Source organism: Acinetobacter sp. YH16042, assembly GCF_013417245.1.
GTDB classification, from domain to species: Bacteria; Pseudomonadota; Gammaproteobacteria; order Pseudomonadales; family Moraxellaceae; genus Acinetobacter; species Acinetobacter amyesii.
In genome coordinates, this window is the sequence record NZ_VPEJ01000001.1 from 129,854 (window position 1) to 144,197 (window position 14,344).

The window sequence follows — 14,344 nt, forward strand, 5'->3', positions numbered from 1 at the left end:
ATTGTTAGATGAGTTATTGTATCTGTATAAAATTATAGACCAATGCTAATTAGTGGGTTAATTTTTTTGGGGATAAAAAAATAATAGGAATTATATTGTGCTCAGGTTATATCGTAAGCCAAATAAGGGGTTAATAGGAGTAGATATTAGTTCGACTTCTGTTAAGGTTTTGGAACTTTCTGTAAAAAGTGGACGGTATTGGGTAGAAAGCTATGCTTTGGTCCCGTTACCAGAAGGAAGTGTTGTTGAAAAGAACATATTGAATCCGGAAGCTGTAGGTGACTGTTTAGAGCGCGCAATTAATTTGGCCAATACGCAGACCACTAATGCAGCTTTAGCGGTTCCAACATCGATGGTGATTACAAAAATCATCGAAATGGACGCAGATATGAACGATGATGAACGTGAAATTCAGATTCGTGATGATGCTGAGCAATATATTCCTTTCCCACTTGATGAAGCGAGCCTTGATTTTGAGGTCTTGCCGGATCGTCTATCTAATCCAAATCGTGTCAATGTTTTACTTGTCGCTACGCGTATTGAAAATGTTGAAGCGCGTGCGGAAGTTATTCAGCTTGCGGGTCTGACACCAAAAATTGGCGATGTAGAAAGCTTTGCAATTGAAAATGCATTTAAAGTTTTCTCAGATACTTTGCCAATGGGTGTAAATACCGTGGGCATTTTAGATATTGGTCATAGTATGACGACCTTATCTGTCATGCAGAATAACAAAGTGATTTATACCCGTGAGCAAGTGTTTGGTGGCAAACAATTGACACAGGAAATTCAAAATCGCTATGCATTGTCTTTCGAAGAAGCGGGTCGTGCGAAAAAAACACGTGCTTTGCCAGATGATTATGATGTTGAAGTCTTAGAACCTTTCTTAGAAGCTGTCGTGCAACAAGCAGCGCGTTCTTTACAGTTCTTCTTCTCATCTTCACAGTTCAACGAAATTGACCATATTTTATTGGCAGGGGGGAATGCCAATATTCCGGGGCTTGCAAAACTACTTCAACAAAAATTGGGTTACCGCGTCACGATTGCCAATCCATTCTTACAAATGGGTTTTTCACCTCAAATTGATATTAAAAAAATTGAAAATGATGCCTCATCACTCATGGTGGCATGCGGTCTAGCATTGAGGAGTTTTGATTAATGGCAAAAATTAACTTGCTCCCTTGGCGTGATGAGCTAAGAGAGAAACGAAAAAAAGAATTTATTGCACTTTGTATTGGGGCTTTCTTAATTGGGGTAATTGGGGTTGGTTTGACATGGTTGTATTTTGATCACAAATTAAAAGATCAAGAACAAGCGAACCAATTGATTATCAGTCATAACCAAAATTTAGATGTTCAATTAAAGTCTTTGGATGGTTTACAAGAACAGCGTAATGCCATTATTGAACGCATGAAGTTGATTCAAGGCTTACAAGGTCAACGTCCAATCGCTGTACATCTTGTAGATGAATTGGTTCGTGTGACACCTGCCAATATGTACATCACAAAATTTGAGCGTAATGGCGACAAATTTATGATCGAAGGGCGTGCGGAAAGTCCAAATACTGTTGCAGATTTACTGCGTAATTTGGAAGCGTCACCTTGGTATCGTAATGCCTTCATGAGCTCATTCCTTGTGGCTGAAGAGAAAAAAGACAAAGCGCCGACATCTGTGGTTCCTCGCGTAGAAGAATCTTATGGTGCATTTACTGTGACTGCTGATTTGGAGCAAATTGCGCAGCCGACCATTAATGATCCAGCAGCAAATGCAGGACAGTCAGCTTCATCGGCGCAAAAATCTGACGCACAAACTGCAGCAACACCAACTCCGGAGGTTGCAAAATGAGTCGTGATGAATTTGAGCAATTGAATCAAGATGCTGTTGTCATTCCGAAAAAGAAAATGACTTTTGATAAGTTTGTACAGCAGTTCAATACGCTAGATCCGAATAACTATGGTAGTTGGCCAATTTCAGTCAAAATTACCTGTTGGATTTTTATCATTATTCTTGTGGCAATTTTGGGCTATTTCTTGGCGATTAAAGGCAAGATTGAAGCTATTTCAAGTGCTAATGCGCAAGAACAAAATTTGTTGAATGAGTTTCGTGAGAAAGATTCGAAACTGCGTAATTTGCAACAATATCAGTTGCAGTTGCAGGATATGGAAGCACGTTTTAATCAACAATTAGAACAATTGCCGAAAGAAACTGAAATTCCAGGTTTGGTTGAAGATATCAACTTAACTGGTGTGAATTCTGGACTGAAATTTAAAATTATTCGTCTTGAGCCTGAAGTGAAGCAAGAGTTCTTTACGGAACAGCCAATTCGTATTGAAGCAACGGGTGATTACCATGCCTTTGGTTCATTTGTTAGTGGCATTGCCGGGCTTTCACGGATTGTGACTTTGCATAATTTAACGATTACAGCAACTGAAAATAAAGAAAAGAACTCAGATATTCCAAAAATTGATTATGTCATTTCTGCGAAAACATATCGTTACGAAGGAAATACTGAAAGTGCTGCGAAAGCTGCAGATTCAGCAAGCACACAGGAGGCTCCAAAATGAAAATGAATAAATTGGCACTTTCTGTGATGGTTGGATTTGTATTAGCAGGTTGTGAATCACGTATTGATGTGGTCAATCAAGAGATGGCAAATATACGCAATCAAGCGCCATTAGCGATTGAGCCTGCGCCAGATTTTGTACCTGTCGAAACTTTTAATTATGCGGCGCACTCTTTAAAAAGTCCGTTCTTGCCAAGTTCATTGGCAGCAGAACTTAAAATCATGGCAGGTAAGCGTGTTTATCCAAACTTGAGTCGTCAGCCTCAACCTTTGGAAAGTTATGCACTCGAAACCCTGAATATGAAGGGGAGTATGCGTAACCAATCTGGGCAAATTTTAGCCTTGATTCAGACGCCGGATGGTGAAGTTGAGCGTATTCAACGTGGAAGTTATATGGGGCTCAATCATGGTCGAGTGGTAAATATTACCCCGACGCAAATTGATTTGATTGAGATTATTCCGGATGGGCGAGAAGGATATGTAGAGCGTCCTAGAAGTCTCATATTAATTGGACCAGCACCTTAAGCTTAAAGGAATAAAAATGAAGAATAGTGTACAAGATTTTATTTTTGGGGATGGCAATACAATGAATCATGTGTTTCGTCAGTTTTCGATGGGGGCTGTTGCAATGGCGATGATGCAAGTTGCCAATGCTCAGGTGAGTGTAACCAATGTGGTACCAATGCAAATTCCAGGTCAAGGGACTGAAATTCGCGTGATGTTTAATGGCTTACCGCCGCAACCACAAGCTTATCAACTCGATCAACCATCACGACTGGTCTTAGATTTTGATAAAGCACAGCAAAATTTAAAACAAAGTTCAATTCCTGTTGCAACGGCTGAAGCAAGCACTGTGGATGTGAGTTCGGATGCACAACGTGCGCGCTTAACTGTGAATTTAGCCAATGCGGGTGCATTTACCACGCGTGTTGAAGGTAATACCTTCATTCTAAAAATTAATTCTGCACAAGCTGCAAGTTATGTACAGCCTACAGCACAACGTCAGCAACAGGGCATCTCAAATATTGGTTTCCATCGTGGTTCTAATGGTGAAGGTCAAGTTGTTGTAGATTTACTGGGTGGAAACACCCCTGTTGATGTTCAGCAACAAGGCAGTAAAGTGGTGATCCGTACTTTAGGTAATAAAGTACCTGCACATTTGACTCGCCGTTTAAATGTCAATGATTTTGCAACGCCAGTTGCAACGGTGGACGCACATAATGATGGAGGTAATGGGGTAATTACCATTCAGTCGACGGGTAGCTATGAATATATGGCGTATCAAACCGATAATAAATTAACGGTGAGTTTGAAACGTCCGGAAGATAAGAATCCATTACGTCCTAAAGCCGCAAATCATTATACCGGTAAGAAGATTTCTTTAGACTTCCAAGACATTGAAGTACGTCGTGTGCTGCAACTTTTGGCTGATTTCACTGAAATCAATATGGTTGCTGCTGATACAGTACAAGGGAATATTACACTTCGTTTGAAAGATGTGCCTTGGGATCAAGCACTAGATATCGTATTGAAAACCAAGAATTTAGATAAACGCCGTAATGGTAATGTGATTTGGATTGCGCCTGTTTCTGAGTTGATTAAAGCGGAAGAAGAAGAAGCGAAAGCCTTACGTCAAAGTATGAAGTTGGCACCCATTCAAACAGAATATCTTACTTTAAGTTATGCTAAGGCAGCTGATATTGAGAAACTGATTACCCAGTCTAAAACAGCAGGCAACACTGGATCGTCTAATAGTAATAATGCTGATGATGATCGGGGTAATTTGTTAAGTCCACGTGGAACGATTTCTGCAGATACGCGAACAAATACACTGATTATCAATGATACCGCACAAAACATTGATCAAATTCGTAAAATGGTGGATTTGCTTGATGTTTCAGTCAAACAGGTGATGGTCGAAGCGCGTATTGTGAAAGCGTCTACAGACTTTACCAAAGAAATGGGTGTGAAATGGGGTCTCTTGTCTCAAGGGATTAACCAAAATGACCATTTATTGGTGGGTGGGAGTGATACTACGCTTTGGGACTTAAAAACCCCGGATGATGATGGGAAATATACCATTCAACGTCCTCAAAATTTAAACGTGGATTTAGGTGTGACTACTACAGGTGCGAGTCGAATTGCGTTTGGTTTGATTAGTCTTTCTGATTTTATGTTGGATTTAGAGCTTTCTGCTTTACAAGCGGATGGTTATGGTGAAGTGATTTCCACACCAAAAGTACTGACAGCGGATAAACAACAAGCCAAAGTTGCATCAGGTCAAGAAATTCCGTATCAAACCACAACGGGTACCGGTTCAAATGCGACTTCTTCTACCGAGTTTAAAGAAGCTCTATTGAGTCTGGATGTCACACCGAGCATCACTCCAGATGGTAAAGTGCAAATGAAGCTGAATATCAAAAGTGATTCACCAGCAGGGTATGCCAATAATGGTGAAATTATCCTGAATAAAAATGAAATTAATACCGATGTCTTAGTCAACAACGGTGAAACTGTTGTGCTCGGCGGTATTTTTAATCAGGAAACGCAAAGTAAGCAAACTAAAGTGCCATTCTTGGGGGATATTCCTTATGTGGGACGTTTATTCCGTAAAGATCTAAAAAGCGATGCAAAAAATGAGTTGCTGATTTTTGTTACTCCGCGAATTGTTAATGACAGTGTTACGAGAAATCATTAATATATTTTCAATTTAACAAAAGAAATAGGTGACTCCTTGCCAAGCAAAGAGTTTGAAACCCTACCAAATATCTATTTGGTAGGGCCAATGGGGGCAGGAAAAACAACCGTAGGGCGACATTTAGCAGAATTGTTAGGACGTGAATTTCTAGACAGTGATCATGAAATTGAACGTAAAACAGGTGCGACGATTCCTTGGATTTTTGAAAAAGAAGGGGAAAAAGGGTTTAGAAGTCGTGAAACGAATGTCATTGATGAGTTAACTGCAAAAAAACAACTGGTCTTGGCGACTGGCGGTGGTGCAGTGACTCAGCCCCCAAATCGCGAATTCTTAAAACAACGTGGTATTGTTGTTTATCTATATACTCCGGTGGAAATTCAGTTACAACGAACCTACCGCGACAAAAATCGTCCACTGCTTCAAGTGGAAAATCCAGAGCAAAAGCTACGAGATTTATTGGCTGCCCGTGATCCTCTTTATCGTGAAGTCGCGCACTATATTATTGAAACCAATCAAGGTGCCGCGCGAGATCTTGCGCAAAAAATTTTTAATTTAATTGTTTCACAAAATATATCTCGTTAGAAAAGGTTAAATTCATGCAAACCTTACATGTTGAACTTGGTGATCGTCGCTACCCTATTTTTATTGGTAGTGACCTCGATCCACAAACTTTACTTGAGCCTTATATTCAGGGTAAACAAGTGATGATTGTCTCTAATACCACAGTTGCTCCGCTCTATTTAAAACATTATGTGGATGCAATTGAAGCATTAGGGAAAACCGTTGCAACATGTATTTTGCCTGATGGTGAAAAGTATAAAAATTTAGACCATTTGAATTTAATTTTTGATGCCTTACTCGAAGCAGGCTTTAACCGCGATTGTACGGTTTTGGCATTAGGTGGGGGTGTCATTGGGGATATGACCGGTTTTGCCTCTGCATGCTATCAACGTGGTGTATATTTTATTCAAGTGCCGACGACGTTACTTTCTCAAGTGGATTCAAGTGTCGGTGGAAAAACCGGGATTAACCATCCACTAGGTAAAAACATGATTGGCGCCTTCCAGCAACCCCAAGTGGTTCTTGCGGATATGGCGCAATTAAAAACTTTGCCGGCACGTGAACTTTCTGCAGGTTTGGCTGAAGTGATCAAATATGCATTGTTGGGTGATGTTGAATTCTTGGCTTGGCTTGAGCAACATATGGATGCTTTAGTTGCAGGTGATGCAACTTTGTTGGCTGAAGCAGTATATCGTTCATGTGCCCATAAAGCGCGTATTGTGGCCAATGACGAAAAAGAACAAGGCGAACGTGCGTTATTAAACCTGGGTCATACCTTTGGTCATGCGATTGAATCATACTTAGGATATGGTGAATGGTTGCATGGTGAAGCCGTTGCAACTGGTATGGTAATGGCTGCAGATTTGTCCCATCGTATGGGCTGGATCACAGCTGAAGATTTAGAACGTACAAAAAAAATCATTTTACGTGCACAATTACCGATAGTTTGCCCTAAAATTCCGCTAGAGGATTTTTTGGCGTATATGTCTCATGATAAAAAAGTATTGAATGGGCAATTACGACTTATTTTACTGAAATCATTAGGTCAGGCCATCATCACCAAAGAGTTTGATGTTGAGTTAATGAAACAGGCAATTTTGGCAAATCAGGCAGAGTAGGTACATCATGGCAGCGCGGCAGTCTCAATGGCAAAAAGTTCATCACTACGCATGGTTGGTGGGTGGAGCTGTGTGTCTGTTCGCTGCATTGGTTTTCTGGGCGATTACAGATACCAAAGAATTGGTTGAAGTTGAAAAGCAAGCTGAAACCGAAGTGGATTTGCAAATTCAGCCAGAGAAAGTGGCAGCAATGTCCCATCTTGGTGCATTAAATGAAGAAGTACGTCCACTTGATATGACGACCCGTGTGGTTGCTACAGCTCAACATGAGCCAGAATTTCGCGGCACTAAATTTATTAATGACTCTGCCAAGCTTTATGGTGTTGAATTATTTCGGGTTTCTGAAGAAGATATTTTAAAAAGCTTCTTACGCAAGCAGCCTGAGCGTCACAAATTTATTTATCTTCGTCTTTCAGGTGAAGACCATCCTGAGCAATACGTCATTTTAACTGGACCATATTCGTCGCAAAATGATGCCAAAGCTGCAATGTCGAGCCTCAACATTGCTTTGCCTGCTTCAATTAAACCTGAAGTGGTGGAATTTAAACAATATCAAGCATATGTGAATGACTTGGGCACGGAAGAAATGTCGTCGAGTCAAAAGTTATATGCTGTTAAATTAAAATCTGTGCCTTTACCGAAAATTGATGAAGCTCAAATCGCCGCACGAAAAGCAGCGGCTGCAGCGACGGTAACAACACCAACTAATGCAACGACAAGTACTACGGTGACTCGTCGTGATGCGGAAGGGAATGTGATTGATGTGCAAAAATCACAAAGTAGTGTAGATGCACCACGTCCAAAACCTGCACCGGTAGAACAAGAAGTAACCGATCCATTTAATTAGTTCTAAAATAGCGCAAGACCTCTTAGGAAAAGTCTAAACTGCACAGAAAAAGTGCATAAAATTAAAAAAGAACAATTTGAATTATTTGTTATAACTAAAAAATGCTTGTAATCAGCCATCTTAGGAGAAAATGCATCAAGTTGGCATACAAATTGCTTAATTGGTGCGTAAATTGAACTTTTCTCCCTGTTTTGGCGCGAAAATGATTCGATAAAAGTGCGAAGTCATTAATCCAGTCGTTATCCCTGATCTGAACTGCAAAAGCAGAAAATTTGACTTTTTATTCATGCATCAAAGATGAATTCGGTTTATCTTAAGGGTGTGAATAAGAAATAATTTTGCTCGACAGAACAATTCATGTGAGTAAGTTAAGACGAATCGCAACAAGAAATTAGTTTGTTAAGTGCTCGAAAGAGCTGTAAAGAAAAGAAGGGTACGCTATGCACATGCCATCGCCTAATACTGTAGCTCCCGCTCAAGGTTTATACCAACCGGATGAGTTTAAAGATAACTGTGGTTTCGGTTTAATCGCCCATATGCAGGGTGATGCAAGCCATGATCTCGTCAAAACCGCCATGCATAGTTTAAGTTGTATGACCCACCGTGGTGGTATTGCCGCAGATGGCAAAACCGGTGACGGCTGTGGTCTACTCCTTGCTATGCCAAAAGAATTTTTCCGTGAAGAAGCGAAAAAACTCAGTGACATTACATTGAGTGAAATCTTTGCTGTGGGTACGGTATTTCTAAATCTAGACCCTGCATTAGCCGCACATGCAAAACAAATTTTAACCAAAGAAATCGAAGACGAAGGCTGTAAAGTCATCGCTTGGCGTGTTGTGCCAACCAATAACGATGCGTTGGGTTCAATCGCGATGCAGTCATTACCTGCATTTGAACAAATTATCGTGAATTGCCCAATGGGTGTTTCAGAGGTTGAATTCAACCGTAAGTTGGTGATGGCACGTCGTCGTGCAGAACAACAACTGACTGCTGACCCATACTTCTATGTAACCACTTTATGCTCAACTGTGATCAGCTATAAAGGTTTGATGATGCCAGCAGCGATTGCTGACTTCTATACCGATCTTGCTGATGAGCGTTTAAAGTCACACATCGTAGTATTCCATCAGCGTTTCTCAACCAATACCTTGCCGCGTTGGCCTTTGGCACAGCCGTTCCGTTACTTGGCGCACAATGGTGAAATTAACACCATTACCGCAAACCGTAACTGGGCGATGGCGCGTACACCAAAATTTGAAAACCCATTATTGCCAGGTTTAACTGAGCTGAATCCAATCGTAAACCGTACAGGTTCGGATTCTTCAAGCTTAGACAATATGCTGGAAATCCTTGTTGGTGGCGGTATGGACTTGTTCCGTGCGCTACGTATGTTGGTTCCACCAGCGTGGCAAAACGTTGAAACTTTAGATGCTGACTTACGTGCATTCTACGAATTCAACTCAAAACATATGGAAGCTTGGGATGGTCCAGCAGGTCTGGTAATTCAAGATGGCCGTCATGCGATTTGTATGCTTGACCGTAATGGTTTACGTCCAGCACGTTGGGTAATTACTAAAAATGGTTACATCACCTTGGCGTCAGAAATTGGTGTTTGGGGTTATGAACCTGAAGACGTTGTATCTAAAGGTCGTGTCGGTCCAGGTCAAATCTTGGTGATCGATACCTTTACTGGCAAAATGCTCGATACTCAAGATGTGAGTAATCACCTCAAACGTATGCGCCCGTATCGTCAGTGGTTACGTGAAAACTCAGTACGTGTGCAAGGCAGTCCAGAGCTAGAAGAATATTTATGTGAACAAGGCTTAAAAGGCGATGACCTGAAAGCTTCACAAAAAATGTTCATGGTGACCTTTGAAGAGCGTGACCAATTGCTTCGTCCAATTGCTGAAAGCGGTCAGGAAGCCGTGGGCTCAATGGGTGATGATACGCCAATGGCAGTATTGTCTCGTCAAGTGCGCCATGTGTCTGACTACTTCCGTCAGCAGTTCGCTCAGGTTACGAATCCGCCAATCGATCCATTACGTGAATCGATCGTAATGTCGTTAGAGACATGTCTCGGCCGTGAACAAAATGTATTTGAACAAGGTCCAGAGCATGCAGATCGTCTGATCATTTCAAGCCCTGTATTGTCCAATTCGAAAATGCATCAAATTCGTACCCTTGGTCGTAAAGGTTATGAAATTGCAGACATCGATCTGAACTATGCAGAAGATGAAGGCTTAGAAGCTGCTATCGCGCGTATTTGTGAAGAATCTGCACAAGCGATTCGCGACGGAAAAACATTGCTTGTATTGTCTGATAAGAAAATCCGTCAAGGTTTCTTACCTGCCAATGCATTAATGGCAACTGGCGCGGTTCACCACTATTTAATCAATGTAGGTCTACGTACAGATGCCAACATCATTGTGGAAACTGGTTTGGCGCGTGATGCACATCAGTTTGCGGTGATTCTTGGTTTCGGTGCGACTGCGATTTATCCGTACCTAGCTTATGACGTGATCAATGACTTAATCGCGAAAGGCGAGTTGCTGGGTGACCCAATTCATGCGCAAGCGAACTTCCGTAAAGGTATTGAGAAAGGCTTATTGAAAGTACTTTCTAAGATGGGTATTTCTACTGTTGCCTCTTACCGTGGCGGTCAGCTGTTTGAAGCAGTCGGCCTCTCTGATGAAGTGGTTGCAAAATGCTTTACGGGTGTACCGAGCCGTATTAAAGGCGCAACATTCTCTGATCTAGAAAATGACTTGAAAAAATTGGCAGATTTGGCGTGGAAATCACGTAAGCCAATCGATCAAGGCGGTATGCTTAAATTTGTATTCGGTAAGGAATATCACGCATTTAACCCAGACGTGATCAATGCGCTGCATAAATCTGTGCGTTCTGGTAATTATGCGGACTTTAAAGAATACGCAGAGCTAGTGAATAACCGTCCAATCGCGACGATTCGTGACTTATTCAAACTGAAAACAGATCAATCGATTGCACTCGATCAAGTTGAATCCGTAGAAGAGATTCTGCCACGTTTTGACTCGGCTGGGATGTCTTTAGGCGCATTATCGCCTGAAGCGCACGAAGCTATTGCAATCGCTATGAATACCATTGGTGGTCGCTCGAACTCAGGTGAGGGCGGTGAAGACCCAGCGCGTTACGGCACTATCCGTAACTCGAAAATCAAACAAATTGCATCTGGCCGTTTTGGTGTGACCCCTGCATATCTAACTTCTGCAGAAGTCCTTCAAATTAAAGTGGCACAAGGTGCAAAACCAGGTGAAGGTGGTCAGTTGCCGGGCGGTAAAGTGAATGGCTTAATTGCACGTTTACGTTACTCAGTACCGGGTGTGACATTAATTTCTCCGCCGCCGCATCACGACATCTACTCAATCGAAGATTTATCACAGTTAATTTTCGATTTAAAACAGGTTAACCCACAGGCGATGGTGTCCGTTAAGCTGGTTTCTGAGCCGGGTGTCGGTACGATTGCGGCAGGTGTAGCAAAAGCATACGCAGACTTCATTACCATTTCTGGTTATGACGGTGGTACAGCGGCTTCTCCACTTTCTTCAATTCACCATGCAGGTTCACCATGGGAACTTGGTCTATCTGAGGCGCATCAGGCGCTTCGTGTGAATGACCTGCGTGGCAAGGTCCGTGTACAAACTGATGGCGGCTTGAAAACGGGTCTAGACGTTGTGAAAGCAGCGATTCTTGGGGCAGAAAGTTTCGGTTTCGGTTCTACACCGATGATCGCATTGGGTTGTAAATACCTACGTATTTGCCACTTAAACAACTGTGCGACCGGTGTTGCAACACAACAAGATCATTTACGTCAGGAACACTATATCGGTGAGCCTGAAATGCTGATCAACTTCTTCCACTTTATTGCGGAAGAAACCCGTGAATGGTTGGCGGCACTCGGTGTGTCTAGCCTCAAAGATTTGATTGGTCGTACAGATTTACTTGAAATGCTTCCGGGTGAAACTGAAAAACATGCACACCTTGATTTGAGTGCATTGCTCCAATCACATCCTGCGGCTGAAGGCAAAGCACAGTACTGTGAAGTACAAGGTAATGCACCATTCGATAAAGGCTTATTGGCTGAGAAAATGGTAGCTGAAATGCTGCCAGCGATTGAAGCAGGCACAGGCGGTGAATATAGCTTCACAATTGGTAACTGTGACCGTTCAATTGGCGCGCGTATTTCGGGTGAGATTGCAAAACGTTATGGCAACCTCAGCATGGAAGCGCATCCTGTTAAAGTTAAATTAACAGGGACTGCAGGTCAGTCATTGGGTGTTTGGAACGCCGGTGGTTTACACATCAGCCTAGAAGGCGATGCGAACGACTACGTGGGTAAAGGTATGGCTGGCGGTCGTATCTCGATCTTCCCACCGAAAGGTTCACCGTTCCAAACTCAAAATACTGCGATTATTGGTAACACCTGTTTGTATGGTGCAACAGGCGGTAAATTGTTTGCTGCAGGTACAGCAGGCGAGCGTTTTGCTGTACGTAACTCAGGTGCGTTTGCTGTGATTGAAGGTGCAGGCGACCACTGCTGTGAATACATGACGGGTGGTATCGTGACGGTATTGGGTAAAGTGGGTCATAACTTTGGTGCGGGTATGACAGGCGGTTTCGCTTATGTGCTCGACCTCGACAATGACTTTGTTGACCATTACAACCACGAACTGATTGAATTGAACCGTATCTCTACAGAATCAATGGAAGAACACAAAGAGTTCTTGTGCCGTATCTTAGATGAACATATTAAAGAAACAGGTAGTGCTTGGGCGTATAAGATCCGCAACGAGTTTGACTTCTATAGCCGCAAATTCTGGCTTGTGAAACCAAAAGCTGCTAATTTGCAGACTTTGTTGAAAACAACTCAAGCTGATCCACAATAATTCCACTACTGCAGATTTGATAGGCAGGTGTAAGTCCAAACATGCTTACACCTACCCACGGAGAGAGACATGGCAGAGCGCCTAAATAATGACTTTCAGTTCCTGGATGTAGCACGCCAAGATCCAGAGAAAAAAGATCTGGTTGTCCGCAAAGCAGAATTTGTGGAAATCTATAAACCGTTTACAGCTGAAGTTGCAAAAAACCAAACACACCGCTGCTTAGGTTGCGGTAACCCGTATTGTGAATGGAAATGTCCAGTACATAACTACATTCCAAACTGGTTAAAACTGATTGCAGAAGGTCGCATTTTCCAAGCGGCAGAATTGTGTCATCAAACCAACACCTTGCCTGAAGTTTGTGGTCGTGTGTGCCCGCAAGACCGTTTATGTGAAGGCGCGTGTACGCTAAATGACGGCTTTGGTGCAGTCACCATTGGTAATGCTGAAAAATACATTAACGATACGGCATTTGCATTGGGCTGGCGTCCAGATATGTCACACGTTAAGTGGACAGACAAGAAAGTTGCGATTATTGGTGCAGGCCCTGCTGGCCTTGGCTGTGCAGATATTCTTGTACGTAATGGTGTGAAGCCAGTTGTATTCGACAAACGCCCTGAAATTGGTGGTTTGCTGACATTTGGTATTCCAGAATTCAAAATGGAAAAAGATGTGATGAAACGTCGCCGTGAGATTTTCTCTGGCATGGGCGTTGAATTCCGTCTAAATACTGAAATTGGTAAAGATGTGACGATTGATCAGCTTTTGGCTGATTACGACGCTGTATTCATGGGTATGGGAACCTATACTTACATGAAGGGTGGTTTTGCGGGTGAAGACCTTGTTGGTGTGCATGATGCACTGGATTTCTTGATTGCCAATGTCAACCGTACGCAAGGTTGGGAAAAAGATCCATCTGAATACATCAGCATGGAAGGCAAAAAAGTGATTGTTCTCGGTGGTGGTGATACCGCGATGGACTGTAACCGTACCTCGATCCGTCAAGGTGCCGAATCCGTTGTCTGTGCCTACCGTCGTGATGAAGAAAACATGCCGGGTTCACGTCGTGAAGTGAAAAATGCGCGTGAAGAAGGTGTGGATTTCCAATTTAATCGTCAGCCGATTGAAATTGTAGGTGAAAATGGCAAAGTGACGGGCGTTAAAGTTGTGACTACACAGCTAGGTGCACCTGATAGTCGCGGTCGTCGTAGCCCTGAGCCAGTTCCAGGTTCAGAAGAAATTTTACCAGCAGATGCAGTATTGCTAGCCTTTGGTTTCCGTACCAGCCCTGCAGATTGGTTTACAACATCAAACATCAGTATGGATGGTTCAGGTCGCGTCATTGCTGCTGAACAGCAAGAATTTAAGTTCCAAACATCGAATCCGAAAATTTTCGCCGGTGGTGATATGGTACGTGGATCTGATCTTGTGGTAACAGCAATATGGGAAGGTCGCCAAGCTGCAGAAGGTATTCTTGACTACTTAGATGTTTAAGTCATGACACGCCAGTGATTGCACTGGATTCATTCAAAAAACCCGCTTCGGCGGGTTTTTTATTATTTGGAATTTACCTCAAATGACACGTGAATGGATTTTGCAGATAAATACGCTGAAAAGTTGTCAGACAGCGCTTTAGAATGG

At 42.5% G+C, this 14,344-nt stretch carries 10 protein-coding genes; all 10 read left to right on the forward strand.

Annotated features, from left to right (window positions below):
* Positions 1-97: 97 nt before the first annotated feature.
* Positions 98-1,156 (forward strand): pilus assembly protein PilM, encoded by a 1,059-nt coding sequence (locus tag FTV37_RS00615; protein ID WP_078189383.1) that lies wholly within the window; start codon positions 98-100, stop codon positions 1,154-1,156.
* Entirely contained in the window at positions 1,156-1,842 is a 687-nt protein-coding gene (locus FTV37_RS00620) for a PilN domain-containing protein (protein ID WP_168378182.1), read from the forward strand. Before FTV37_RS00615 ends, FTV37_RS00620 begins: the two co-directional genes overlap by 1 nt.
* On the forward strand, positions 1,839-2,561 hold the full coding sequence (locus FTV37_RS00625) for a type 4a pilus biogenesis protein PilO (protein WP_168378181.1): 723 nt from the start codon (positions 1,839-1,841) through the stop codon (positions 2,559-2,561). The genes FTV37_RS00620 and FTV37_RS00625 overlap by 4 nt, the downstream gene beginning before the upstream one ends.
* The gene (locus FTV37_RS00630) at positions 2,558-3,085 is read left to right on the forward strand and encodes a pilus assembly protein PilP (protein ID WP_078192530.1); all 528 of its coding nucleotides are present in this window, start codon (positions 2,558-2,560) and stop codon (positions 3,083-3,085) included. Before FTV37_RS00625 ends, FTV37_RS00630 begins: the two co-directional genes overlap by 4 nt.
* A gap of 61 nt (positions 3,086-3,146) precedes the next feature.
* Complete coding sequence (pilQ, locus tag FTV37_RS00635; protein ID WP_180062882.1) at positions 3,147-5,258, forward strand: type IV pilus secretin PilQ; 2,112 nt, start codon at positions 3,147-3,149, stop codon at positions 5,256-5,258.
* A gap of 36 nt (positions 5,259-5,294) precedes the next feature.
* Positions 5,295-5,840, forward strand: coding sequence for a shikimate kinase AroK (gene aroK, locus FTV37_RS00640; RefSeq protein ID WP_078189378.1), 546 nt, complete (start codon positions 5,295-5,297; stop codon positions 5,838-5,840).
* Positions 5,841-5,854: 14 nt separating this feature from the next.
* Complete coding sequence (gene aroB, locus FTV37_RS00645; protein ID WP_180062811.1) at positions 5,855-6,937, forward strand: 3-dehydroquinate synthase; 1,083 nt, start codon at positions 5,855-5,857, stop codon at positions 6,935-6,937.
* 7 nt (positions 6,938-6,944) lie between these two features.
* Complete coding sequence (locus FTV37_RS00650; protein ID WP_168378178.1) at positions 6,945-7,784, forward strand: hypothetical protein; 840 nt, start codon at positions 6,945-6,947, stop codon at positions 7,782-7,784.
* Between the two features lie 446 nt (positions 7,785-8,230).
* Entirely contained in the window at positions 8,231-12,706 is a 4,476-nt protein-coding gene (gene gltB, locus FTV37_RS00655; protein WP_180062883.1) for a glutamate synthase large subunit, read from the forward strand.
* A gap of 69 nt (positions 12,707-12,775) precedes the next feature.
* Positions 12,776-14,197: an FAD-dependent oxidoreductase gene (locus FTV37_RS00660; protein ID WP_180024289.1), complete on the forward strand. Its 1,422-nt coding sequence runs from the start codon at positions 12,776-12,778 to the stop codon at positions 14,195-14,197.
* Positions 14,198-14,344 lie beyond the last annotated feature (147 nt).

Excerpts from the sequence above, each read along its gene's own strand:
- aroB (WP_180062811.1), top strand. The coding sequence starts at position 5,855 with ATGCAAACCTTACATGTTGAACTTGGTGATCGTCGCTACCCTATTTTT.
- gltB (WP_180062883.1), top strand. The coding sequence starts at position 8,231 with ATGCCATCGCCTAATACTGTAGCTCCCGCTCAAGGTTTATACCAACCG.
- FTV37_RS00660 (WP_180024289.1), top strand. The coding sequence starts at position 12,776 with ATGGCAGAGCGCCTAAATAATGACTTTCAGTTCCTGGATGTAGCACGC.
- FTV37_RS00620 (WP_168378182.1), top strand. The coding sequence starts at position 1,156 with ATGGCAAAAATTAACTTGCTCCCTTGGCGTGATGAGCTAAGAGAGAAA.
- FTV37_RS00625 (WP_168378181.1), top strand. The coding sequence starts at position 1,839 with ATGAGTCGTGATGAATTTGAGCAATTGAATCAAGATGCTGTTGTCATT.
- FTV37_RS00630 (WP_078192530.1), top strand. The coding sequence starts at position 2,558 with ATGAAAATGAATAAATTGGCACTTTCTGTGATGGTTGGATTTGTATTA.
- FTV37_RS00650 (WP_168378178.1), top strand. The coding sequence starts at position 6,945 with ATGGCAGCGCGGCAGTCTCAATGGCAAAAAGTTCATCACTACGCATGG.
- pilQ (WP_180062882.1), top strand. The coding sequence starts at position 3,147 with ATGAATCATGTGTTTCGTCAGTTTTCGATGGGGGCTGTTGCAATGGCG.